The sequence below is a fragment of the Flavobacterium anhuiense genome, from assembly GCF_050990855.1.
GTDB lineage: Bacteria > Bacteroidota > Bacteroidia > Flavobacteriales > Flavobacteriaceae > Flavobacterium > Flavobacterium anhuiense_C.
Window position 1 is genome coordinate 2,308,211 of sequence record NZ_CP158861.1, and the last position, 21,528, is coordinate 2,329,738.

Annotated in this window: 24 protein-coding genes; 1 reads left to right on the forward strand and 23 read right to left on the reverse strand. The window is 32.8% G+C overall.

Going from position 1 to position 21,528, the window contains the following annotated elements; translation table 11 throughout:
* Positions 1 to 42: 42 nt before the first annotated feature.
* The 17 genes from ABTV69_RS10280 to ABTV69_RS10360 all read right to left on the reverse strand — a co-directional run bounded on the left by ABTV69_RS10280 (position 43) and on the right by ABTV69_RS10360 (position 16,271).
* Positions 43 to 2,568 carry a hypothetical protein gene (locus ABTV69_RS10280; RefSeq protein ID WP_433836025.1) on the reverse strand — a complete coding sequence of 842 codons (2,526 nt, stop codon included), beginning with the start codon at positions 2,566 to 2,568 and terminating at the stop codon, positions 43 to 45.
* 95 nt (positions 2,569 to 2,663) lie between these two features.
* Positions 2,664 to 3,134, reverse strand: coding sequence for a phage holin family protein (locus ABTV69_RS10285; protein ID WP_433836027.1), 471 nt, complete (start codon positions 3,132 to 3,134; stop codon positions 2,664 to 2,666).
* Positions 3,135 to 3,487: 353 nt separating this feature from the next.
* Positions 3,488 to 5,884 carry a fibronectin type III domain-containing protein gene (locus ABTV69_RS10290; protein ID WP_433836029.1) on the reverse strand — a complete coding sequence of 799 codons (2,397 nt, stop codon included), beginning with the start codon at positions 5,882 to 5,884 and terminating at the stop codon, positions 3,488 to 3,490.
* A gap of 36 nt (positions 5,885 to 5,920) precedes the next feature.
* The gene (locus ABTV69_RS10295; RefSeq protein WP_433836031.1) at positions 5,921 to 6,577 is read right to left on the reverse strand and encodes a hypothetical protein; all 657 of its coding nucleotides are present in this window, start codon (positions 6,575 to 6,577) and stop codon (positions 5,921 to 5,923) included.
* Positions 6,578 to 6,592: 15 nt separating this feature from the next.
* Entirely contained in the window at positions 6,593 to 7,621 is a 1,029-nt protein-coding gene (locus tag ABTV69_RS10300; protein WP_433836033.1) for a hypothetical protein, read from the reverse strand.
* A 201-nt stretch (positions 7,622 to 7,822) separates the two neighbouring features.
* Positions 7,823 to 8,125 (reverse strand): hypothetical protein, encoded by a 303-nt coding sequence (locus ABTV69_RS10305; protein WP_433836035.1) that lies wholly within the window; start codon positions 8,123 to 8,125, stop codon positions 7,823 to 7,825.
* Complete coding sequence (locus ABTV69_RS10310; RefSeq protein ID WP_433836037.1) at positions 8,112 to 8,414, reverse strand: hypothetical protein; 303 nt, start codon at positions 8,412 to 8,414, stop codon at positions 8,112 to 8,114. Before ABTV69_RS10310 ends, ABTV69_RS10305 begins: the two co-directional genes overlap by 14 nt.
* Before the next feature lie 224 nt (positions 8,415 to 8,638).
* Entirely contained in the window at positions 8,639 to 8,971 is a 333-nt protein-coding gene (locus tag ABTV69_RS10315; protein ID WP_433836039.1) for a hypothetical protein, read from the reverse strand.
* A 5-nt stretch (positions 8,972 to 8,976) separates the two neighbouring features.
* On the reverse strand, positions 8,977 to 9,447 hold the full coding sequence (locus tag ABTV69_RS10320; protein WP_433836041.1) for a hypothetical protein: 471 nt from the start codon (positions 9,445 to 9,447) through the stop codon (positions 8,977 to 8,979).
* Positions 9,448 to 9,451: 4 nt separating this feature from the next.
* Positions 9,452 to 9,934 carry a M15 family metallopeptidase gene (locus tag ABTV69_RS10325; RefSeq protein WP_433836043.1) on the reverse strand — a complete coding sequence of 161 codons (483 nt, stop codon included), beginning with the start codon at positions 9,932 to 9,934 and terminating at the stop codon, positions 9,452 to 9,454.
* A gap of 372 nt (positions 9,935 to 10,306) precedes the next feature.
* Positions 10,307 to 10,618 (reverse strand): hypothetical protein, encoded by a 312-nt coding sequence (locus ABTV69_RS10330; protein ID WP_433836045.1) that lies wholly within the window; start codon positions 10,616 to 10,618, stop codon positions 10,307 to 10,309.
* 3 nt (positions 10,619 to 10,621) lie between these two features.
* Complete coding sequence (locus tag ABTV69_RS10335; RefSeq protein ID WP_433836047.1) at positions 10,622 to 12,751, reverse strand: zincin-like metallopeptidase toxin domain-containing protein; 2,130 nt, start codon at positions 12,749 to 12,751, stop codon at positions 10,622 to 10,624.
* Positions 12,752 to 12,785: 34 nt separating this feature from the next.
* On the reverse strand, positions 12,786 to 13,130 hold the full coding sequence (locus ABTV69_RS10340; protein WP_433836049.1) for a hypothetical protein: 345 nt from the start codon (positions 13,128 to 13,130) through the stop codon (positions 12,786 to 12,788).
* A gap of 250 nt (positions 13,131 to 13,380) precedes the next feature.
* The gene (locus ABTV69_RS10345; protein WP_248729710.1) at positions 13,381 to 13,806 is read right to left on the reverse strand and encodes a hypothetical protein; all 426 of its coding nucleotides are present in this window, start codon (positions 13,804 to 13,806) and stop codon (positions 13,381 to 13,383) included.
* A gap of 128 nt (positions 13,807 to 13,934) precedes the next feature.
* Positions 13,935 to 15,119, reverse strand: coding sequence for a DUF2586 domain-containing protein (locus ABTV69_RS10350; RefSeq protein ID WP_433836051.1), 1,185 nt, complete (start codon positions 15,117 to 15,119; stop codon positions 13,935 to 13,937).
* A gap of 299 nt (positions 15,120 to 15,418) precedes the next feature.
* Positions 15,419 to 15,598: a hypothetical protein gene (locus tag ABTV69_RS10355; RefSeq protein WP_433836053.1), complete on the reverse strand. Its 180-nt coding sequence runs from the start codon at positions 15,596 to 15,598 to the stop codon at positions 15,419 to 15,421.
* Positions 15,599 to 15,695: 97 nt separating this feature from the next.
* A complete protein-coding gene (locus ABTV69_RS10360) occupies positions 15,696 to 16,271 on the reverse strand; it encodes a hypothetical protein (RefSeq protein WP_433836055.1) in 576 nt (191 codons plus the stop codon).
* Positions 16,272 to 16,555: 284 nt separating this feature from the next.
* On the opposite strand from ABTV69_RS10360, the gene ABTV69_RS10365 reads away from it, so the two are divergent.
* Positions 16,556 to 17,356 (forward strand): XRE family transcriptional regulator, encoded by an 801-nt coding sequence (locus ABTV69_RS10365; protein ID WP_433836057.1) that lies wholly within the window; start codon positions 16,556 to 16,558, stop codon positions 17,354 to 17,356.
* Positions 17,357 to 17,435: 79 nt separating this feature from the next.
* On the opposite strand, the gene ABTV69_RS10370 is transcribed toward ABTV69_RS10365, so the two are convergent.
* The 6 genes from ABTV69_RS10370 to ABTV69_RS10395 all read right to left on the reverse strand — a co-directional run bounded on the left by ABTV69_RS10370 (position 17,436) and on the right by ABTV69_RS10395 (position 21,162).
* Positions 17,436 to 17,654 (reverse strand): hypothetical protein, encoded by a 219-nt coding sequence (locus tag ABTV69_RS10370; RefSeq protein WP_433836059.1) that lies wholly within the window; start codon positions 17,652 to 17,654, stop codon positions 17,436 to 17,438.
* Positions 17,655 to 17,662: 8 nt separating this feature from the next.
* Positions 17,663 to 18,523, reverse strand: a complete 861-nt coding sequence (locus ABTV69_RS10375) for a hypothetical protein (RefSeq protein WP_433836061.1) — start codon at positions 18,521 to 18,523, stop codon at positions 17,663 to 17,665.
* An 11-nt stretch (positions 18,524 to 18,534) separates the two neighbouring features.
* Complete coding sequence (locus ABTV69_RS10380) at positions 18,535 to 19,836, reverse strand: hypothetical protein (RefSeq protein ID WP_433836063.1); 1,302 nt, start codon at positions 19,834 to 19,836, stop codon at positions 18,535 to 18,537.
* Positions 19,829 to 20,386: a DUF6046 domain-containing protein gene (locus ABTV69_RS10385; protein ID WP_433836065.1), complete on the reverse strand. Its 558-nt coding sequence runs from the start codon at positions 20,384 to 20,386 to the stop codon at positions 19,829 to 19,831. The genes ABTV69_RS10380 and ABTV69_RS10385 overlap by 8 nt, the downstream gene beginning before the upstream one ends.
* Before the next feature lie 19 nt (positions 20,387 to 20,405).
* Positions 20,406 to 20,876: a hypothetical protein gene (locus ABTV69_RS10390; RefSeq protein ID WP_433836067.1), complete on the reverse strand. Its 471-nt coding sequence runs from the start codon at positions 20,874 to 20,876 to the stop codon at positions 20,406 to 20,408.
* A gap of 91 nt (positions 20,877 to 20,967) precedes the next feature.
* Positions 20,968 to 21,162, reverse strand: a complete 195-nt coding sequence (locus ABTV69_RS10395; RefSeq protein ID WP_433836069.1) for a hypothetical protein — start codon at positions 21,160 to 21,162, stop codon at positions 20,968 to 20,970.
* Positions 21,163 to 21,528: the final 366 nt, after the last annotated feature.

Genomic DNA, 21,528 nt, shown 5'->3' on the forward strand with positions numbered 1-21,528 from the left:
AGCCTCTGTAAAGAGGCTTTTTTAGCGAATAAGAAAGAATGTTTAGAATACAACCATTAATACTCCAGTTGAGGTTCTGTAGAAATCTCCTGGTGAAAGTTCTCCTTCAATTGCAGATGCGTTATTTTCATGAACCGATAACATGCCTACATTAAATTGTTGTCCAAAAACTTTACCTTCTTCTGTAATGCCAGCAACTAATCTTGGAGGAGCCATCCCTTCTTGCGTAGTTTTATATAGTCCGCTGCCTGGATTTAACTCTATATCTTTATTAAAGGTTACATATTCTAAAAACGATAAAAAACCCGTAATCAAACCTCCAGTCAAAGGGAGATAAGCATCTAATTGAGATTTAGTTACATAATGATTTGGTAAACTTCCTATTTTGCCCGATACAGATTCTGTAAAAGTTTTGTTGCCTTGAATGGTTTGATTGCCATTTAATTTTACATTATCTCCTGTATCAGTAGATGTGTTTGCCAAAACGAATGCTGTTGTTGCAATTTGATTTGTATTTGTACCATTTGGCGCAGTAGGAGCCGTTGGAACACCATTGAAAGCTGGAGAATTTAATTTAGCATAATTTGATAAATCTAAGTCTGTAGCTTTTACATATTGAACATCTTCAAGGTATGTCGTATTGACTATTTTCCCTGTGTTATCAGTTGTAAGAACTTTAGCAATTGGAGGAATAATTTTTTGAATACTATTATATGCACATAAAATTAAATCTCCATTTGGCAAAATTTCAATCCCTCCAGGATTGCTAATTTGCCCAGAAAGTTGAGTTAATGAACCATTTGGAGCTATTTCTGCCACCGAGTACAGACCGGAGTAAGTAACAATAACTCTGTCATTTGCAAATACTCTTACTTGTGCAGCGCCATATGGAAGCGTTGCATAAACAGTAGGTGTTCCTCCGCCGGAAGGTATTTTATAAATTTTATTATCAGATGATCGACAATATAAAACATCGCCATTTGATAGTGTAGAAATACTCATCGCATTTCCAATAGTTGCGTTAAAAAAAGTTGCAGTTCCACCAGTGGCAGGTATTTTCCACATTCCGTTATCAAAATTTCGATCTGCTATCAAAATTTCGCCAGATGGCAATTTCGCCAGTCCTTGCGGATTAAAACCAAATCCTGAAGAAAATGTTGTAGGAGATCCTCCGCCAGCAGGAATTTTCATAACGGATAATTTTCCAGCATCGGCTACCAATACTTCTCCAGTTGACAGAAGTACCATTGCATACGGATAATTGAACCCAGTAGAGTACGGTACAGGTGCTCCACCACCCACAGGTAATTTGTAAATAGTCGCATCACCAACAACTGTTACAAGCATCTCACCGTTTGGAAGCAATAAATTAGAATAAACATTGGTATAACCTGAACTATAAGTTTGAGAACTAAAGTTGGAAGAAGAAGGAAGTTTAGCTAATTTTAATCCGCTGTCATTACTCGTACCACTGTCAATAACCAATTCACCAGTTTTAGTTTCTGAAGTATATCCGGTTTTGTGCAATACATTCTCTAAGGCAGCTTGAGTAGCGGTAGAGATATCATCAGAAGTGGCTATTGTGTATTTTCCTGCTGGTTTTGTTTTATTAAAAGAATATGACGCTGTTCCTGGAGCTTCCCTATTGGTTAATTCTAATTTATTTTGTGTTGTCGTTGATCCATTAAAATTAGTTGTGCCTGTAAGGTAATCTTTATCTGTTATTGTAGATTTTCCATTGCCCTCTATTTGAACATAAGCAGGGTTAATAATAATTCTTTGCAAAAGAGGATTATTAGAATCAAAAACCATATTAAATTGTTGAGCTGCTAATAACGCTTCTGCGTGATCTCCATTAGCTCCTTTTAAAATAATAGGTGGCACGCCTGTGGCAACAGAACCATTATGAAGGACTTGTTCTAATGTTACATCGCCACTCTCGCTATTAATTTCAATATTACCATTTGCATCAGCAAAATTTCCATTTACTGAAATTGGCAAAACCTCCATTCCTCCGTAATTTGGAGTCTGTAAAGTTAAAGCTTCCGTATTCCCTTCAGAAGTAAGGGTAAAAGCCTTTCCGCCCATCTTTAAGAAAAGCCCATTATGATAACCTAAAGAAGCTTGTCTTTCATTACCATCGTTTAAATTAAAATATAAATGGTCTGCGCTAAAACTGGAATCTGTCTTATTATTTTCGTCAATTTGCCTATTTGTAACTAATCCAAAACTAGAAACTACAGCTGCTGCATCATATTCTCCAGTTGCAGCGGTAATGCTGTAGTCACTAATGAAAACTTCCTGATTATTTTCTACACCAATTACTATAGGTGATGACGACCTGTTTCCATTAGTTAATGTTTGATCTAAATTTTGATTTCCTCCTGTCTGAAAAGCATTTCTTGATACAAATTTTACAGTTTTATCAGCGCCACGCACAAGTACATCGTCTTCATTATTTCCTTCGTTTACAGTTTCTAATTTTAGAGGTTTGTTGATTATTTGATTTTTAGGTTTTGGGACTTGTTTCGATTCTTTTGCAAGATCTTTGTTATTAGTTTCTATCATGTTTATTGTTGTTTTGGATTGAATAGGTATGTGTTTATTGTTTTTAAGAAAGCAAAATAGTTTACAGTAATTAGTGTGATAAATTTCACTTAGGACTATTTTTCCATATGATATTTAGGATCGATTGTGATAAGGAATTTTTTAAATAACTGTATTAATCTGTTTCTTATAGATTTAAGGATTAGCGTCATTGCGTCAAAATTTTCAACTTCTTTTTTGGATTTAATCGCAATGATATTACTGATGATCGAAATTCCATCGCTCACAATTAGCAAATCCATTACAATAGTGACAAACCATTTAAAATTATAGTTAAGGCCTTTGCTCATTAAGGCTAAAGCTGTTGGTATCAGTAAAACGGCTAATTTGGATACAAATCCTAAAGCTAATTTTTTGAAGCTAAAGGGATTGTTTAATACTATGGTTTTGATTATGCCCAAAAAAGTATCCATCACCATTAAGTAGAACAGTATTTTAACAATTTCTACATCCATTTCTAAATACATAAAAATTCCATAGAGGAATAATTTTAGTTCATCTGAATATTCTGATATTTTGTGCATCATAGTTTTTGTTGTTTGGTCTTCTATTAAAGAATTTTACGTAGGATCAAAATCAATGCTTTCATTGATAGTGCATTGTATTGGTTTTTTCATAAATTATTGGTTATGGTTTTCTAACAATGCCAAATTGATTTGTGGAGCAAGGCATTATGAAATGGTCATTTGTTAAGCTAAGTTTCCTTAGATGTTTAAAAAACTTTTTTATTTTAAATCTACCTATATAAAACAAAGAAGGGGAAAACCTAAAAAACAAATCTATACAGGTAAAAGCTGGGTCCATTTTATATGATTTTTTTTTTGAAAAGCAATCTTCTGGGGTTTTTAAGCCCCAGAAGATTTTTAAAATTATTTATTGATTATTGTGGATCCAGAGGTTTATTGTTATGCGCAACAATTCCAGAAATAACATAATTATCAACACTTTCTACATCTAAAAGTGCAACTTCCAAAGGTTCTTCTTTAAAAGTAATAGATTCAATAGTTTTTATTTGTCCTGATTTATCAATTAAAAGCATGTTTTGCACTACATTTTTGATACAAACCCATCTTAAATTTTCACCATCTTCGGTAATTAACAATGGGTGCTGGCCAGTAGCCTTAATTACAGCATCTTCAGTCTTAATTTCATAGTAGTCTGGCTGTACGCTTGTTATTTTGTTGACAACAGTAACTTCAACTTTAGTAGCTTCACTTAAGAGGCCATTCCACAACATATAATCTCCTTCAGATTCATCAATTTCATTAGGGAAAGTCAATCCTTGCAGTTTATCTCCAACGACAACATTTTTCAATTTTTTAGATTGGCCTGATGCCATTGTTACTAACGATTCAATATCGAAACATGAAATGTCTCTTGGATCTGTTGTTATTGAAATTTCACCTGTAGAATCAGAAACGCCATCAGCATCTCGTGCTAGAACTTTGTAGTAATATTTAGTCTCATAAGCGCCAGTATCGATATAATTTAAGGCAGGGGTTTCCTTTATCATTGTCCAAGTACCATTGGTTGTTTTCCTATATAATTCGTAAGTAGGTGTTGTACCGCTATGGACTTCAAAGTCCCAATAAATCATGATTTGATTTCCTTCTATGATGTAAGCATCAATGTACAATGGCTTAGTAACATTTGTAGTGACTATTGTTTTTACCTCGCTTTCAGATGATACATTACCTGCTTTATCTTTAGCTTTAACCGAAAAATTATAAGATGTTCCGGGTAATAATCCTGTCATATAATAAGCAAGAGTATTAGGGCCTAATTCAATCAAAAATATACCGTTTTGATAAACTAGATAGCTGGTAACCGCTACATCATCTGTTGCTGCTTGCCAAGTTAAAGTTGCTCTAGAATTAGTAACGTTTGAAACTGTCAAATTTACTGGAGCAGTTGGAGCAGTTATGTCGGTTGGGCGACCTGTGTATTCAATAAATTGAACAACTCTGTATGGATTTAAAAGCGAAAACTGTTGGCCGCCGCCAGTACTATTAGTCGTCGAATCTTCAAAATATCCTGCAGCTTCACCACCAGAACCATCATTTGAACCGCTCTGAGTGTAAGCCTTAAATCCGTGACTATGTGATGGAATTTCGCTAACAGAAAGCGTTTTGTTTTTTGCTCCGCCAGCCTTGTTAAACTGATCAAATTCCATTTGGGTAGTGTCAAGTCCAACAGGCATTCTTCCAGCAAGAGGCACATATTCTTCCCAGCCTTCTGGAAATGGAGCCGGTTTGCCCCAAATTGCCACCATTCCGATTGGCACAGCGGTAGTAGGTTTATTTTCTAAAACTGTAATTCGATCAATTAATGATTCGATTAAAGTATTGCTTTTAACAACTTGGTTTTGATTGTCTAATACTAATAAAGAACCGTTGGAAGCAGAAGAGCTAATATTATTTAAGTACACTTTTCCGCCAATTTGAGTATTTTCCCAATCAGCGTCATAATTTAATGTAAGGCTAGTTTCTGTATCGGTACTACTGTCTGCTAGAGCTCTTCCCGGATAGTCATTTGGATGAAATTTTCCTCTTCTGTCTTTAGATCCAAATTTAAAATCAACGGCTCTTACATTTGCAGCAAAAGTTTCAAGAGTATCAAGTTTTGATAAATGATAAATTCCTAAATCTAAATCTCCTTGCATCGCTTTTGAACCATTCAGCGGAAGATAAGATTGATTGATTAGATTTATATCTGCTTCGATGGTATTAATGTTGTTTTCGATGGCATTAATATTTCCTTCAACAGCATAAATATTGTTTCTAATGGATTGGAAAATTTCTTGGATTGATTGAAGATCCAAAACAGTTTCAAAAGATCTCAAATCATAATAATAAATTGTTAGTTCATCGTTATTTTGAGAAGACTCTGCATTGCTGCTGTATTCTTCTTGACTTACATATGCCGCTTCATAATCAAAGTAAGCCGTTTTAGATGCACCAGTTCCATAAATTAAGTTGGTACCTATTCTGGTTGTTTTTAAAAAATCAGTTGGCGTTCCGTCTACAATCGGATATAAAATACCTTGAAGTATTCTTGATTCTTCAGGATCCTTCTGATTATTTTCGTACTGATGGATAATTGCCCAACCATTTGCTTCACTGGTTGGTGTAGCTAAAATATAATTTGTTCCTGTCTCAATGCTTAAATGTCTTTTTAAAGCATCATACAGCTCCGATCTGTACGCTGTTTGAATTCTTTCTAAAGTTTCTTGCTCAAGCGGAAATCCTCCGGCATGATTAAAATTTATTTGTTTCATTTTTATTTATTTAAGTGTCTTTTGTTTGGTGTTCGATTAGTCCGGATCCGGTAAATAAGCATAGCTTTCATAACTTTTGCCTGCTAGTTTATAGAAGTTTAGAAGGTTATGGTATTCAATGTTTGCTACTTTGATTGGAGCTGATGAAGAATTATCTTCAGCAGACTGAACCACAATATTTCCCGCTTTTATTAAACTTTCAGGAATAAAAACTCTAAAATTGGCGTAGGCGATAGTGGTATAATCTTTTCGATGGGCTAGATAAACAGGTTTGTTATCTCGATCTTTATATTCATTATGGGTATATATTTCCAGTTGAGGAATCAATAACTTGTCTTTTACTATAGTGCCATCTGATAATATGTGGTCAGGTTCGTAAATTTCTTTATGGAGATAGACATATTGCAGGGTGGGTTTTACCGATTCGTCGATGTAGATTAATTCGTTTGATCGTTTTTGCTCTGTGCTTAAGTTGGGATCGTAATTGTTGTACGGATTAAAGGCTTCATTCAGCACTTTTTCCAGATAAATTACCTGTCCTGTATGCTGCATTTTATAAAGCGTTTCATCGTAAATTGAACGAATTGGAGTAAGTAAGACATGAAGCCATTGCGCATGCGTACGCTTTCTAAGAATAGGAGGGATGAGCCATAATAATAGCTTTTCCCATTTCAAAATGGTGTATTTATTCATTGTATATAAATTAGACTATTGTTTATCGCGATAAAATGTATAAGGAATATAATTGACCTCAACATCAAGAGTGTCCAGATCAAAATAGCCTGCTTTTGGAATGAAATACTCAATTTTTGTAACATCAGGAAGCGATGGATTTGGCTGGTCACTTGGATTTGTTGCCGGGCCAGTTTGAACTTTTGCCAAAATCGGAATTTTAACGCCTTGCGCTTTCTGAACTGCATCAACCAGATAGGTCTTAACAAATGCACCGTTAAACTCAATGTTTTTTAGGTGATCATTAATGGCATCTAATACTGGAAATGCTTGACTATTTGATATTAATGAACCATTTAAAGGATCAAGCTGATATGGTGCTAGTGGAGTAATAATGTCTTGAGTGGAAGCGCCATTTGAAATTCTAGATTGATAATATTCTATATCTTTTGGATTGATGTAAATGCTTAATGGGTCGATGTAGACATTTAAAGTAAGTTTTAAGATATCGCCCTGATCAGAACTGATGTAAACCTGATTGCCCGCATCCTTAATCTTGGCGATATATTCTTTAAATGCAAATAGCTCATTTGGAACATCGATCCTCGAAATTTTTTCATCTTTTACAGTGGCAACTTTGATAAAAACAACCCCAACTTTATTATGAAAATAGTCAGAGAAAATTTCTTCTGGTTCTACGCCAGGCTTTAGAACCGTTTCAAGATCGATTTCACTTACTGCACAATGTTTTACAATTTTAGAATCTTCAATCTCGGATTCTGTAAGACCTGTGGTGTCAAATTGGTAAGAGCCATTTTGCCAAACCAGCGGCGGAATGCCGTAATGAAAATTTAATGCCTGTTCTCTGTACCAGTTTAAAGTATGAGGTCTGGAAACCAAAGCATTTTTTTCTACTATTTTTTCATGAATCCAAATGGCAGTAGCCATTATATTGATCCAAAGTCTCCAAATAGCCGTTTTTGATTCTGTTAATTTGGCCAGAGACGGATAGTTCTCTTTTTCTTTCAGAATTTCATTCTGTATTTCAGCAATTGTACGTGCCATATTTTAATTTTTAGATATAGTTTAGCCTGTAAGACATGTGTAATATGCTTATAGTTAATTGTTTATTTTTTTTGTGTGATACTACTGAGTTGTAGTTTTCTTTTCAGAGATTTCTAAAAAGCAGAGAGAATTGTAATTTATATCGGTCTAATCAGGTGAGAAGATGTTTTTCCGATGCAGCATTTTAGATTGCTTTTTTTATTAATAAATGATAAAATCATCTTCAATAATCATATAATCAATTCCGGAGAAATTGTCTAGCAGAAATTGTTCTTCTTCAGTGAGTTCAGTTGCAGGTTTTAAGTTTCTCGAAGTATAATATTCTACAATATCTTTTTTAAAGGCTTCTCTACCTACTTTTAAATCCTCATATACCGAAATATTCTGGGTAATGTTAAATTGGTCATTGTCTTCTAAAAGGTCAAATACTTTTTCGATACTTCCATATTCTTGCAAAGAGATGTCAAGAATGTTTTGATTTTCTTGTGGTTTAATAGTTTCCATCGATTTTAATGTTTTGTAAATCGTTGACATCTAATGTTTTTACATGAAAATTGTCATACGATAATTGTTTGTCTATTTCGTTTTCTAGTCTTAGTCTAGATGTAGCATCTGGACTCATAATGTATTTTTCAATTCCTACTCCAAGTATCGGAAACTCTTTATAACTTCCTTTTTGACTTAACAGTAAATGTTCGATGTTTTGCTGATCTGCTTCTTTAATGGCAAAATCACCATTGCCCATAGCATCTGTTACAATTAACAAGTCGTCATCCATGATAAAATCCTTCATATGTCGTTATTATTTTGTTGTTTTTATTAATTAATTTTTCTCCTGAATTTGCGCGCCATATTCAAAAAGATTCTGTTTTATTTGATACTGTAAAAATACGCTAAGCTTACGCTTTAACCAAGATTTTTAAGCTTAGGAATCAGTAGTTTCAGTAGATTGGTGGAGTTTTTAATTTACTGGTAATTAGTGGTTTGGCTGTGTTTTGTGTTGGATTTTTTTTCTTTTTATTTGGTTGGAATTATCATGCCGAGAATCACATTAAAAATGATTTTGATGATGTTATTTTTAATCGTATTCAATTTTATTTTTGATATTCCGGCAGTTTGCAATGCCTGTAAAGACACCAAATCCAATTGACTTTTTAAAAGCCATTCGAGTTCTTCTTCCATTAAATCTCCAGAAGAAAAAAGAATCATCCAGCGTTCAAGTTTTGTTTTAGATGTTTCTAAAAAAGCATTTAAATCTTTTTCTAATTCTGGTATGATTTCTTTGTAATTATCGGTTAGAATAATTTTTAGTTTGCTTTTGAGTTCTTGTACTATTTTATCTTTATCCATCGTTTTTATTTATTTCTGTTGATTAAATCTAAAAGTTCGTCTTTCGATTCTTTGTCTTTTTTAATTTCATATTGAATCAACAAATCCAAAGCATCTAGAATTTGCTTTTTTGATTCTTCAAGAAAAACTGGAGAGAGAACTTCTTTTGTTTCCCAACGTTTAAAGAATGCAGTTAAAAGATTTTTTTCTTTATCCGTTAACATCTTCCACATGGCAAAAGTGATTTCGTTGTTGGGTTTGTTTTTCTCGTATTCCACCAGTTTGTCAATGTTAAAAAACAGTGCGTCAACTTCCTTTTTATGAAAGAGGTACGGTGAGGTTGCTTCATTCATTAAAGTAGAAGCTTCAACTTTCACCTCTGTAGTTTTTTGGTAGGAATAATGATCATACAGAGCTGTTTTTGTAGAAACGCAAGAAGCAAATGAAAATGAAATGAGGATTAGAAAAGCAGTAAGTTTTGATTTAAAATGGCTCATAGATTTATTTATATAAGATTACATAATTCTTTCTGTCTCGTTTTAATTTGCTGAGCACTTTCCAATCACTATATCCTTTTTTGTCAAAATGCGGAAGATCTTTAAAGGTTTTCCAGTCGCCGCCCCAGTTCCAGCCATTTTTTTTAAAGATTTCTACACATTCTTGCCAGTCCGAAATCTGATCATTATCCCAATCTTTTGCTGTATCCCAAGAAGCTGTTTTTCCATCTACAATCAGGCAGATATCCACTGCAAAACCATAATTATGTATGGATTGGCCGCCTTTGGCATTGGTTACTTTTTTCCCTGGTTTGGTTCTCCCAAAAGCATAAAGATCTTCTTGTTCTTGAAAAGTTCTGAGGCCTTGTGTGATGCGCACTTTGGCTTTTCCAGTCAATGCCAAATCGCATTCTTCGATAATTTTTGCAACTTCTTCCCTAACAGAAGGATGAAGCAAATCAATGTGTTTTTTTGTTGTTTGGTCCATATTTACATTATTAATGATTTAAGAATAGAAAGCTTTCTCGGTTATTAAAAAACACCAAGGAGATTGATTATTCGATAAGCTAAATTGTATTTTGAAGTTGTTTACCGTTGAGATTAGTTGGTAAATAAATCTTGAAAAGTCCTTTTTTTTTCTTTTTTTAAGATAAAACGGATGCTTTTAAGAACAGTGTAAAGATACGTTCAAATGCTGTTTTTGAAAAATAATAGGGCTTTGTAAATCAGTAGTTTCAGTTGAAAAATAATTGTGTTTGGTTAATTTATTTTGCACATTAAAGAGAGGATAAATGATAAAAAAAACACCCATTTTCTTGAGTAGAAAATGGGTGTTAAATGAGTTTGAAGTTTAGGTCAATTAATAAGATCCATCAGCTTCAATGTATCCAGCTTTTTTCATTATGTAAAGGAGTTCTAATGTTTCGGCATCAAAATAAGCAAAACAATACATTCCTTCAAATAAAGAAACAATTTCGCCAGATTCACCATATTCTATAATATCATCAGTTTTAAAGGACACAACATAAACTTCTTTTTGTGTTTTTCCATCTCTTAATTCTTTGATTTCTTTGTCTCTACATCTAAAATCTATATCTTTATCGTATGAAATTACATCTGTGGTTTTTAGCCATTTTTTTAAGTTTTCAATTATTTGTTCTTTTGTATCCATAATCTATTTTATTTTTGTTACATCAATACCGCTATCTATGCAGTCTTGAATGATCTCATTAATATATCTCTGTGCATCTTTTAATTGAGCTTCACTAAATCTAGTTTTATTTTTCATAATTTCATCAAAAACATATTTTTCTCTTTTATATGTTCTAATTAGATTTTCTGTAGGATTTCCACCTATAGCTTTCATGCCTTTCGTATATTCATCTTTTCCTAGAATTCTATATTCTTCAAAATGCTTAAATTCATGAAAAACTTCATAATCTGTTAAGCCCTTTTGTAAATAAAGATTGCCATTAAAAGGGTTAAATCCAGCCTTATTGCCTTGTAATAATTTGTGACCTTTTGGAAGTAAAATTAATCTTGATTTTCCTTCCGAAATTTCGTCTATTTTTTTGATATATTCTTTAATTTCTTTTCTATTTAATTTTTTTGCTCCTAAATAGCCTGTTTTGAATTTTTTAGGATTACCCTCCCATTTTGTTAAAAAATCAAAATGATCTTCATATTCTTTATCAGACATTTTAGAAACATCTTTCCCCGTTTCTGCTTTAACAATTTCATTTGCTTCATTTGTAACTCTTCTAATTTCTTTGGCATCTTCTGCAGTTTCTGCAAGTTCAGCTGCTGCATTTCCTTCTCTTGCAATTTTAGATAAATTAGGTAAACCAAAAGAGGCAAGATCTACGGTTACGCTAAATGCAATCCAAAGATTTGCCAACCATCCATATCCATTGTCATGCCATTTTTCTATGGTTCCATTACTTAACATGGCATAATGTGCAATATCTTTTGCTAGAACTGTTGTAGCAAGAACTCTCGCTGCAAGAGGAACTCCTTTGGCTAAAACGATACGCAATGCTCCATAAGCAGATAATAAGCTTAATAAATCTGTAGCGACATTAAACAAATCCCAATTAGATTGTTTGGTAGCCATATCATGGAGTTTCAACGCAAGAACAAAAGTGTTTTCATCTCCAACTTGTTCTCCTAAATCTCCTAGCTTTGTTCCAAAATTTAATTTTGCTAAGGGATTATAAGATTTATGGTTAATATAATACTCAGGAACGTTTCTTTCCATCGGACCTTCAAATTCCTTACTCAAAGTCATTTTTGTTCGATCCTTATAATTATTTATTAGAATTTTTCCACCAGACCAATCCGTTTTTACATGAACATCTCTGAATAAATAATAAGTGTTTTCAAAGTAAACAATATCTTTTGGTTTTGATGTATCAAATTCAGCAACTAGACGAGTTAAAAAACGGATTAAATCTTGTCTTTCTTCTCCTTGAAGTTTTGAATATATTTTATAAAGTAAGTCAATATCTCGGAGCATCATGTACAAGCTTTGCCTGTCTTGCATAGCATAAAGAATTTGCATTATGGCTTTGTCTTCATTAGTGCCAGCAGAACCTCCAAAATAATACATGTCATTTAATATGAGATCTAGATGTTTATGTAAATCTGTATCGCTTACTTTTCCATGCAGAGTCTTTGGAAAAGCTTCATAAATAACATCTAATTTGTTAGGGTCATCTTTAGCATCTTTTACTTTTTTGAGATATTGATCAATTATATTTTTATTACCAGTTTCAGTATATTTTACTCCTAATGATTTAAATAAGGCAAGGAAAAGATCAAAATCATGTACAATAAATTTGAATGCAGTTTCAGTTAAATCATTGTTGAAAATTGTTAGTGTAAAATTGGTGTGCTCATTTCCAATTTCAATAGAAACTTGAAAAGTTTCTACCATTAAATTTATGCCCTTAAAAATATTCCACTTTAAAAGAACACCGCCTTCTTTTATGTTTCCCTGATTATCTTCATAACTAAAACTTTCAAAACCGTCTGGCATACTATCATCAACATCAACTAACTCATGGTAAAACATTTTTTCATAAACCTTTCCAATTTTATTTTTAAGACTTTCGATAGTTTTACCTACTGAAACAAGCTTGAAATTATTGCTAATTTTCGAGGTTCCAGCATATTTGAGCATTTCAGCACCATTTTTATCATCCTCAATCTGCTGACGCCAAATGCTAAGCATCATTTGTCTAAACCTAGCCATTTCAGAGGCACTGGTGTCTTTTAGTTCTATATTGTGATTTTTAACAATCATGATTTTTGATGTTTTAAGAAAATAAAGAGTTGTTTTAAAGGACTTCTATCTTAACTGGTTTAGGTTGAATATGATCTGAAAATGCAGTAGTAATATTGAGACGTAAATCATCTTCTTGCTCGATTTTTCCATCGCCTCCCAAATAGCAATTCTTGAATAATACTTCCAAAGCTTTGAATTCATCCATTTTTGAAGCTTGTAACACGGCAGCACGAATGCTCATATCTGGCTTTTTAAAATAGGCAAAAAGGGTAGTGTCATCATCATCATTAATAGTCAGTTTTACTACCTTTTTATGTTTGTATTTCCATTGGTTTAATTGTGCCTGAGTGATATTTCCGTCTAAAACTTCAGTGGTTTCTGTTTCTGTTGCTTTCATTTTAAAAATCGTTTTTAGTTTTAAAAAAAAGGCTGCGTGAGCTTCATTTCAGGACGAAAATGCTCAGCGCAGCCTTGTGAAGTAGGTAAAATGTTTAAAACGGACTCCCAAAGAGCAGATGAAATAGTTTGCTTGCAAAAATCATGTTTCTTAGAACTTCTTTTTTGCGTAACGCATGATGTATTGGTTTTCTCTTTGGAATCGGTTTTTAAACAATCTACAGGTTAAGAAAGTTTATTTTTTTGGTTGACTAGTTCCACTCGATATGAGAACAGATCAAATCGAAAGAAACAGCAATTTTGGTGTCTCCCTGGCTGATTCCTCTGCTGTTTGAATTGAATTCACAGTTTCTTACAGTGTGTGTAATTACTTCATTGCTGTCATCTAAATAGCTTACAATGATGCTGAAAGGATTAATATCTTGTAATCTTTGTCCCTTTGGCAAAGCCGCTAAGATGGCTTCAACTTCGTAGTTGTATAAAGTAAGTGAAGCTTTAGCCTCATATTTACCTCTTCCTCTATGTACTGGCATATCTCCAGCTCCGTAATGGTTTTCTTTAGAAACTGAGTCGCTATAATTTACTGCTGTAATACCAGTTACGATATTGCCTGCAATACTTACTTCAATTGATGACCAGCTGTGTTGTTGTCCGTTAATTAATGGTAATTTATTCATATGTAGCTTTATTTGTTTTTTAATAATCCCGATAACGATCAGGAGCTATCACATTGCTTTGTTTGTGCTTAAAGCAAACGAATCAAGGCGATAAAATTTGTGATTTTTTATTTTCTGTGAAGTATAAATTATGCTTTGTCGATTCCAAAAGGATTTTTAAAACCTAAATCAACCATAATTTTACGGGCAGTGCCAATTGGAGTGATTTCTGCTTTTACTTTTAATTCTGAAGTTGCTAAAATGTTTTGTTTTGGATCTACATAAACATCAAAATCAGATACCTCTTGGTTAGCAACCATTCCTTCTAAAGCGCTTCTGCATAGGCTTTCAAAGCTTTTCGATACAGACTGTGGTAATTTGCCATCAATATCGACTAACACCGGAGAAGCTAATTTTGGCAATAAAGCAGTGCGTAATAAACGAGTTGCTTTATTGATCGTACGGTTGTTTTCTACATACGCGAAATCTGATGTGCCTGTTGTGCAAGTAGAACTATCATTGAAGTAAACACCTGGTAAACCAGTGTGAGTTCTTGCAAAAATGTATCTTTTTTCGTTTAAGTCGCTTAAAATTCCAAGATTTTTAATCTCTTCTCCACCTACAAAGCCTGCTTTTGCAAAACCTTCACCTGTAAGATTGAATTTTTCAATCCACGCAATGTTTTCAGAAACTTTTGCTTTAGAAATTGTCCCTAATGCCAATCCAACTGCTGCCGAATTTGGATAGTTTTCATTTGCTTTTTCAACATCCATTGCAATGACTACAGATACGTTTTCCGCGTTTAATTCAGCCAATGAAGTAGCATATTCGGAATCAAAACCTTTTCCTTCCAAAATAATTTCAAAAGGCATGTAATCTGCATAAGCAAGATTAGCTTGCGTTTGTGCTACCGCTACGGCATCCAATGTTTGTTCAAATGTTGTAGGCCCTGCATGGATAATTGCCATCTGACGAATATTTCCATTTGCTTTTTCCTGCATGTCAGAAGCTTTTGCAACAATTTCATCATAAGAAGCAGCATAGTCGGTAGCAGAACCCGCTCTGGTTTTCATAATATACAAATCTCCTGACGGATTCATTCTGAAAAATTGTTGAATTTGGTAGTAAACAGATTGTGATTCACTATCATAAGCAGCTGTAATACCTAATGCTTCAGCATCTTCTAATGAAGCCAAACGTTCTACTTTGTCTAACTCTAATTTTTCAAGTGGTTTACCGTCAAAAAGTAATCCTGAAACCATGTCTTGTTCTGGATTTCTTCTTCCTAATCCGCCTGATAGTTTGGTAATTACTACATCGTTTAATGTACTCATAATATAAAATGTTTATTTGTTAAAAATTAATATGGTTTTGCCAAGAAAAAGGCAAAAGAAGGCCTGTGGCAAATTGTTTAATTTGCTGTTTTACAGGTGTTTGTTGTTTTTTAATGTTTGTTTTTCTAAAATCCAAAAAGTAGAATTGTTATTTTCGGATGACTTTTAGAAATAGCTTTTTTTATTGAATTTTACTTTTGGCCAAGAGATAAATTAGTATTTGCTAGCGAGTACAAATTTAAAGCTCAAGGTTGTTTTTTCCAATTTTTCTGGCGGTCAAAACCAGTAGTTTCAGTGGTTTACGCTCGGGCTTCTGTAGCGAGCCCTTCGTTTATAATAGTGTAGATTGTACGTTCTGTTAGGAACAAAGTGTCCGAAAGTTCAGCAACAACAACTTTCATCTGTTTCGCCTGATTTCTGTTAAGATAGTTAATAACGTAATCTCTTCTCTTGTCTAATAGTGTTCTGCTTCTTTTCATCTGTGGTATTTAAAAGTAGGGTTAATTTGCTTAGGTTGTTTTTGGCTTGTAATATTTTGTTTTTTATGTGAGGCATAGATTCTCACATGATTGAAGGCTAAGAATTAGAATTTAAGTCGATCTCTCCTTGCACTTGATTTGGATTTATTTCGATTATTCCAGAAGTTAAATCGTACCCTAATTCTTGTAGCTCCCCATTATTTAATCCATTATTAAAGAGAATGTATTTTTTCTTCAATGTATTTTCGACTAAAGTTGTTTTATACGTGATTTCCCAAATGAAATAATCGTTTATGTTCCAGTATGTATGTTCATTTGTATACTGTTTTTCTTTGATCTTAAAAGTTGAATTGCTATCAATAAGCGTACTAGTGTTATTTGTCGTTAATACTGCTTTGTCAACTCGTTGGGCAATTTCAAATGCATTTGCATAACTTGTAGAAGAAATAGTATCTACAGGTAAAACGATGTACAAACAAAACGATACATCTGCTTTATAGTTTTTTTCAGATGATGTCTCCCAAGCAATATTGTCGTATTTAAATAGTACAACTGGAGTTTCAATTGCTGTTTTGAAAATAGCATCACTGTAAAGTTGAACAGCTGGCGCATTAGAAGAAAACTCCGTTTCGATTGCGCTCTTTTTTTCGGTATAAAAATCTTTTAGAATCATATGATGGATTATTTTTTGACAAATATACAACATATGTTTTAAAATATCCAACAAATTTAGATAAAAAATGCAGTTATTTCAGTAATATGATTTAATTTTTTCTTGCCGATATTCAAGTAATACAATAAGAAATGGGTTACAAATAGTTTGTAAATCAGCTATTTTGTTGAAAAAAAAGAAAAGAATGTGGTAATTTGAAATATATTATTTAGTTTTGCAACATATAGTGGAATGTTTTAACGAGTGTAAAACATATTACATAATTTAAAAATATCGCGGCAAACATGGAAATACACACTAAGATAAAACGTATTATAGACGAACTGAAGTTAAATAATAACTCATTTGCAAAATTAATTGGAGTAACCAGTACCACAATCGACAGCATTACTATCGGAAGATTACAAGCTGATGGAGATAGAAAAAGAACAAAACCAGGTTTCGATCTTCTTCAAAGCATTATTACACATTGCAATGTAAATCCAGATTATTTCTTTGGAGATAGTGAAGAAATTTTTACCAATAAAACCACTGCCACTGTTGGGTTAAATCTTCCAAAAATTATAACGGTAAATGAAGATGGAGATGAAAATATCAATTTTGTTGGAGTAAAAGCTCGTGCTGGATATTTGGACGGATATGCAGATCCTGAGTACATGGAAAAACTACCGTCTTTTAGTATGCCAATGTTGAAAAACGGTACCTACAGATGTTTTGAAATTAAAGGAAACTCAATGGCAACTACAATACATGATGGCGATTATCTTTTTGGAAAATACGTTGACAATTTTGATGATATATTAGATGGAAGAATCTATGTTATTGTCAGTAAAAATGATGGTGTAGTAGTAAAAAGGGTTTTAAATAGAATTAGAGAAAGCGGAAAATTAATTCTGAAATCGGATAATAGAGATGGAAACTACCCGATGTATTCTATTTATGCTGAAGATATTTTGGAAGTTTGGTATGCGAGTATGTATGCATCGAAACAAATGCCAGACCCAATTAATATTTATGAAAAAATTCATGATCTCGAAAGTAAATTTTACGAAATGGAAGAGACTTTGAGGAAGAAGTTGAATTAGGATTTTATAATCTTGGAATTTTTCCGATAAAAAATGCCTCTTGTGTTTAATCGCAAGAGGCATTTTTAGTTGTGGTTTATTAAGAGATGCTTCCCGTTCCCGTTCCGGCTTGAGCAGATGCTGAACCTGTAGTTGTTACAGTTGTAGTAACCGTTCCTGATCTGACAAATTTGTCAATAGCATCTCCTAATTGATTTACAATGTTATCGATAGAGGTAGTGCCGTCATCTCTTTTTGTGTTCTCTTCAGTTAAAAGTTTTTTAATGTCTTTTTTTAAGGTTGCTATGTCTAAAGGCATGATTTTTATTATTTTAATAGTTCTGTTAAATTTCCTTTTATTATAGAAAGTTGAGGTAAATTTATTGGAGGGCCAGATGGACCAACTGGAGTAGTTACGGTAATTTTGCCAATTTCGTTAATTAATTCTTCTAGTTTTGTTTTTAAACTTTTTCCTGCAACAGCAATTTTAAATTTATTATCCATTTCAAAAATAAGATCGTCTTTTACAAATGAAGTTTTTGCATCCGAAATTGTAGCTTCAAAACCGTCTTTAATGGTTACTTTTACTTCTTTATCCTTTAAATTAAAAACTGTATTCCCTTCATTTATGCTGATTTTTTGTTCGTCTCTATTGAAGTTGCTTTTAGAAATTTCCGTACCATTTTCATCATAAAAAGAAGCGTTGATATTTGGAGCGGAATTATTATTTGTAAATTCGAATTGCGCAATATTTCGGTAAGTAGGAGAGGAAGCCGGAGAAGAACCACTGTCTTTTTTTTCTTTAAATAAAAGTTGAAATTTATTTACATCAGTATCAATTTCTAGATAGTGATTTTGCTCATTTTTGAAACGAATAAAAGTGCGCTCAATTTCAGAAAACTGAGAAATAAAAGCCCTAGTTTCAACTCCATCAATAATTGAGGCCAAAACCCAACTATCCTTTTTCGGAATCGAAATAATTCCTTGTTCCAAATCCTGAATAGAAGCTTTTAGGCGCACATTTTTGATAATGGCGCCGTCAGCTCGCATGATGTTTACAGTATAAGCATCTTCTGGATTATGAAGAGAGTCTTCTTCTTTGTTTATTTCGATAACTTTTGCCGCAAAAGTTTCAATATTTTGATTATTGGCAGCGACATTTTTTATTAAATCTTTTATATTTCCCATTTTTCTTTTTTCTAAACTGATTCGACTCTTCTTCCTAAATAAATTTTTTGTCTATAACCATTTTCTCCATAACTGCGTTCTACTTTTTCTACCTGAAAAGTTCCATTTTTTTCTTTGTCCTTTGCGTTTTCAAGAATTACTTTATCTGTCGGACGTACAAAAGGCTCTCCAAAAGTCAGAATATAACCTTCAAATCCGTTTGGTTTGGATTGCATCGCTCTTAGTGCTCCATATTGATACAATTCTGATGCGATTTCTGTAGTTGTTTTTTCAAATAAAGTTGGATCTTGAGGAAGATTTTCGGTATCGTTGTGTAAAATGTGTGTTTTTGAAAGTTGACCGTTAGGATCTCCTAATTCCACAAAAATTGGAGTATTAGAATTCTTAAAGTATTTTTCAATTCTTGTTCTGGTATTTTTGCTTGATTCGTTGACCACTATTAATTTATCTTCGATAATATTATGACGAAATCTAAAATTTACCCTTCCGGAAAAACCTCCAGAAATAGGCTGAATGACTTTATTTAATTGAGAACCGAGAAGATTAAGGCCTTCATTAATCAGCTTTTTTACCAATGCTCCGGCTAGAGGACTTTTAATAAAATTGCGATCAATAAAACTTGATAATTCGTTAGGAGTATGCTGTTGCGGATTATTGGTAATCGTAAGGACGGGACCACTTGTTTCGGTTTTAAAATAGGTGTAAATTCCTTTGTCCTTTAGCATTTCAAAAACTTGAGCCAAACTGTGGTTTCTACTAACTACAATATTTCCTAAGTTCTCATCGAGAGCATTTACTTTAAATGGCAGTTTTAGTTCTTTGACTCTTTTTTCGAAAAAAGTTTTAGGATTAAAGCTATCCACATTTGTCGCTGGATTGACCGCTACAATATTTAGATGATCCTTTTTGTCCTGGATATCATCGTCTTTTACGGCTTTTACTTTTTTAAAAGCGTACATAGCGTCTTCGCAGGTTATTGTAGCATTGGTATCTGATTGAACACCTGTGATGTAACCTCTAAAAGCAGGTTTGTAATCGCCATCGTATCCTAAAAAGATTTCGATATAATTTTCAAGTTTGAAGAAATCATGAATGGTTTTTTCTTCTCCGCTGGCATTTGTAAATAAGTTTTGATCGAATCCTTTTGTATCCGTATATACTTTTTGCGGCATTACAATAGTTGCCGTATCAGTGAGTGATTTGTACGAACTATTTATGCTTACATTTTTTACATAATTAAATTCGTAAAATTTAGGAGTAGGAATAAGGCTTACCGTTTCGTATACTTTAATTTTTGCATTTAGTTTAAGCATTGTCTCTAATTATTAGTTCTACAGTTTCGTCTGAGGTGGCACTTGCCGTAAACTTTTGAATGTTTTTTGTTCCAGAAATGGAAGGGATTGAATACGAATCGATAACTAGCTCATAAATGCCAAAGCGGTTTAGAATGGCATGTGTAACTCTTAAAGAATACGGTGCATTTAAGAATTGTTTCAATAAAAAAAGTTTTTCTTTCGGATATTCATCTCCAGATTCATTAGCAATCAGTCCTTCTATGGAAATGCTAAAATCACCATTTGTAATATGTTCTTTGATGGTTGAATCTCTTCCTTCCACTCCTTCTTTTTTGATGACTTTTGAACGATTTAAATTAACAGTTACGGCGTCTATTCGTAAACTTGGCAAATTAAGATCGTTTTTTACCAGAGCTTCAAAAACTAAAGGAGCAAATACTCTTAGATTAAATTCGCCTCCAGTTTTGTCAATGATAAAATCTTTAGACTCCGATTCGTTGTAATTAAGACCACTATATTCAATGTCTTTGGTTTCTAGAATTTCGTTTACATTAAAATTGAATTTCATAAGTATTTATTTTTTGTTTTTAATTTGAAAATGTTTGTGCAAAAGCGGTCATAAGTGTGTTTTCCATTCTTTTCTCATTGTGTTTTTGCAACCAAAGAGCTTCTTCCAAAAGCTTGTAAAACTCCTCCATAGATAATTGGTACGGATCTACTTGAAAAGCATATCTGATAAGCGCGGCCGATTTTTTAAATTCGTCTTTCTGGGGTGTCGCGTCAATGGCAAATTCGCTATCTTTTTTAATCATAGAAACAATTGAGTTTCCTGCTGAAAGCATAAATTCGTCATCATAATTTCCTGTTTCAAGAACACATTCTTTAAATAAGAATAAAATCGCCTCATGGGGATTGTCTTTGTATATGCTCTGATAATTTAAAAATGTAGCAAATGATGGTTTTTTGCAATAAACAGCCGTTAACTGATCTGCTGAGGTAAGTTTTAATACTGTACCATGTTTTTCTTTTAGTTTATGTAATGATGTTTCTTTCGGCATTTTTTATGATTTTAAAGATTGTTTTTCGGATGGATTTTTATTTTAAAAACTCAAATTTTACAGCTGAAGTCATTTTGCTTTGTGAGAGATATTAGATAGAACTATCTCTACTTTCTTTTTTGATCACTTCATATAAATCTTCACTTTTTTCAGAAGTACTTAAAGATGTAATATTGAATTTGTCGATAAAAATGTTTCCTTCTGATCGCTGTGTTAGAGGATTTTTAAAATTGCTCATGTCAGGTGTTTTAGGTGTTTCTCCTAAATCTTTTGGTGTATAATCCATGATTAGTTATTGTTTTAATTATTAATATGAATGTTTGAGTTAAAGGAATAGTTGAGCCGTCTGCTTTCTAAAATATTTTGAAAGCAGAAACTTTTTTTTGGTGCTTTTTTAGCAAACTAATTGTGGGATTAGAGTATGTAAAAGTAAGGCATAGGGAACTGAAAAACGAAAAATAAACGTTTCGTTTTCAGTAGTTTCAGTAGAATTGTTTTGGCTTTATGCCTTGAATTATATTGGTTTAACTCAGGTTTTTAATATAAAAAATACATCAAAGTCTAATAGAGGATTTGAGGTCTTCAATAGACTTTGATGTATCGGTATATTTGAAATGTTTATTCTTTTTTCTGAAGAATGACCTTTAACCTT

Excerpts from the sequence above, each read along its gene's own strand:
- ABTV69_RS10280 (WP_433836025.1), bottom strand. The coding sequence starts at position 2,568 with ATGATAGAAACTAATAACAAAGATCTTGCAAAAGAATCGAAACAAGTC.
- ABTV69_RS10285 (WP_433836027.1), bottom strand. The coding sequence starts at position 3,134 with ATGATGCACAAAATATCAGAATATTCAGATGAACTAAAATTATTCCTC.
- ABTV69_RS10290 (WP_433836029.1), bottom strand. The coding sequence starts at position 5,884 with ATGAAACAAATAAATTTTAATCATGCCGGAGGATTTCCGCTTGAGCAA.
- ABTV69_RS10295 (WP_433836031.1), bottom strand. The coding sequence starts at position 6,577 with ATGAATAAATACACCATTTTGAAATGGGAAAAGCTATTATTATGGCTC.
- ABTV69_RS10300 (WP_433836033.1), bottom strand. The coding sequence starts at position 7,621 with ATGGCACGTACAATTGCTGAAATACAGAATGAAATTCTGAAAGAAAAA.
- ABTV69_RS10305 (WP_433836035.1), bottom strand. The coding sequence starts at position 8,125 with ATGGAAACTATTAAACCACAAGAAAATCAAAACATTCTTGACATCTCT.
- ABTV69_RS10310 (WP_433836037.1), bottom strand. The coding sequence starts at position 8,414 with ATGAAGGATTTTATCATGGATGACGACTTGTTAATTGTAACAGATGCT.
- ABTV69_RS10315 (WP_433836039.1), bottom strand. The coding sequence starts at position 8,971 with ATGGATAAAGATAAAATAGTACAAGAACTCAAAAGCAAACTAAAAATT.
- ABTV69_RS10320 (WP_433836041.1), bottom strand. The coding sequence starts at position 9,447 with ATGAGCCATTTTAAATCAAAACTTACTGCTTTTCTAATCCTCATTTCA.
- ABTV69_RS10325 (WP_433836043.1), bottom strand. The coding sequence starts at position 9,934 with ATGGACCAAACAACAAAAAAACACATTGATTTGCTTCATCCTTCTGTT.
- ABTV69_RS10330 (WP_433836045.1), bottom strand. The coding sequence starts at position 10,618 with ATGGATACAAAAGAACAAATAATTGAAAACTTAAAAAAATGGCTAAAA.
- ABTV69_RS10335 (WP_433836047.1), bottom strand. The coding sequence starts at position 12,751 with ATGATTGTTAAAAATCACAATATAGAACTAAAAGACACCAGTGCCTCT.
- ABTV69_RS10340 (WP_433836049.1), bottom strand. The coding sequence starts at position 13,130 with ATGAAAGCAACAGAAACAGAAACCACTGAAGTTTTAGACGGAAATATC.
- ABTV69_RS10345 (WP_248729710.1), bottom strand. The coding sequence starts at position 13,806 with ATGAATAAATTACCATTAATTAACGGACAACAACACAGCTGGTCATCA.
- ABTV69_RS10350 (WP_433836051.1), bottom strand. The coding sequence starts at position 15,119 with ATGAGTACATTAAACGATGTAGTAATTACCAAACTATCAGGCGGATTA.
- ABTV69_RS10355 (WP_433836053.1), bottom strand. The coding sequence starts at position 15,598 with ATGAAAAGAAGCAGAACACTATTAGACAAGAGAAGAGATTACGTTATT.
- ABTV69_RS10360 (WP_433836055.1), bottom strand. The coding sequence starts at position 16,271 with ATGATTCTAAAAGATTTTTATACCGAAAAAAAGAGCGCAATCGAAACG.
- ABTV69_RS10365 (WP_433836057.1), top strand. The coding sequence starts at position 16,556 with ATGGAAATACACACTAAGATAAAACGTATTATAGACGAACTGAAGTTA.
- ABTV69_RS10370 (WP_433836059.1), bottom strand. The coding sequence starts at position 17,654 with ATGCCTTTAGACATAGCAACCTTAAAAAAAGACATTAAAAAACTTTTA.
- ABTV69_RS10375 (WP_433836061.1), bottom strand. The coding sequence starts at position 18,523 with ATGGGAAATATAAAAGATTTAATAAAAAATGTCGCTGCCAATAATCAA.
- ABTV69_RS10380 (WP_433836063.1), bottom strand. The coding sequence starts at position 19,836 with ATGCTTAAACTAAATGCAAAAATTAAAGTATACGAAACGGTAAGCCTT.
- ABTV69_RS10385 (WP_433836065.1), bottom strand. The coding sequence starts at position 20,386 with ATGAAATTCAATTTTAATGTAAACGAAATTCTAGAAACCAAAGACATT.
- ABTV69_RS10390 (WP_433836067.1), bottom strand. The coding sequence starts at position 20,876 with ATGCCGAAAGAAACATCATTACATAAACTAAAAGAAAAACATGGTACA.
- ABTV69_RS10395 (WP_433836069.1), bottom strand. The coding sequence starts at position 21,162 with ATGGATTATACACCAAAAGATTTAGGAGAAACACCTAAAACACCTGAC.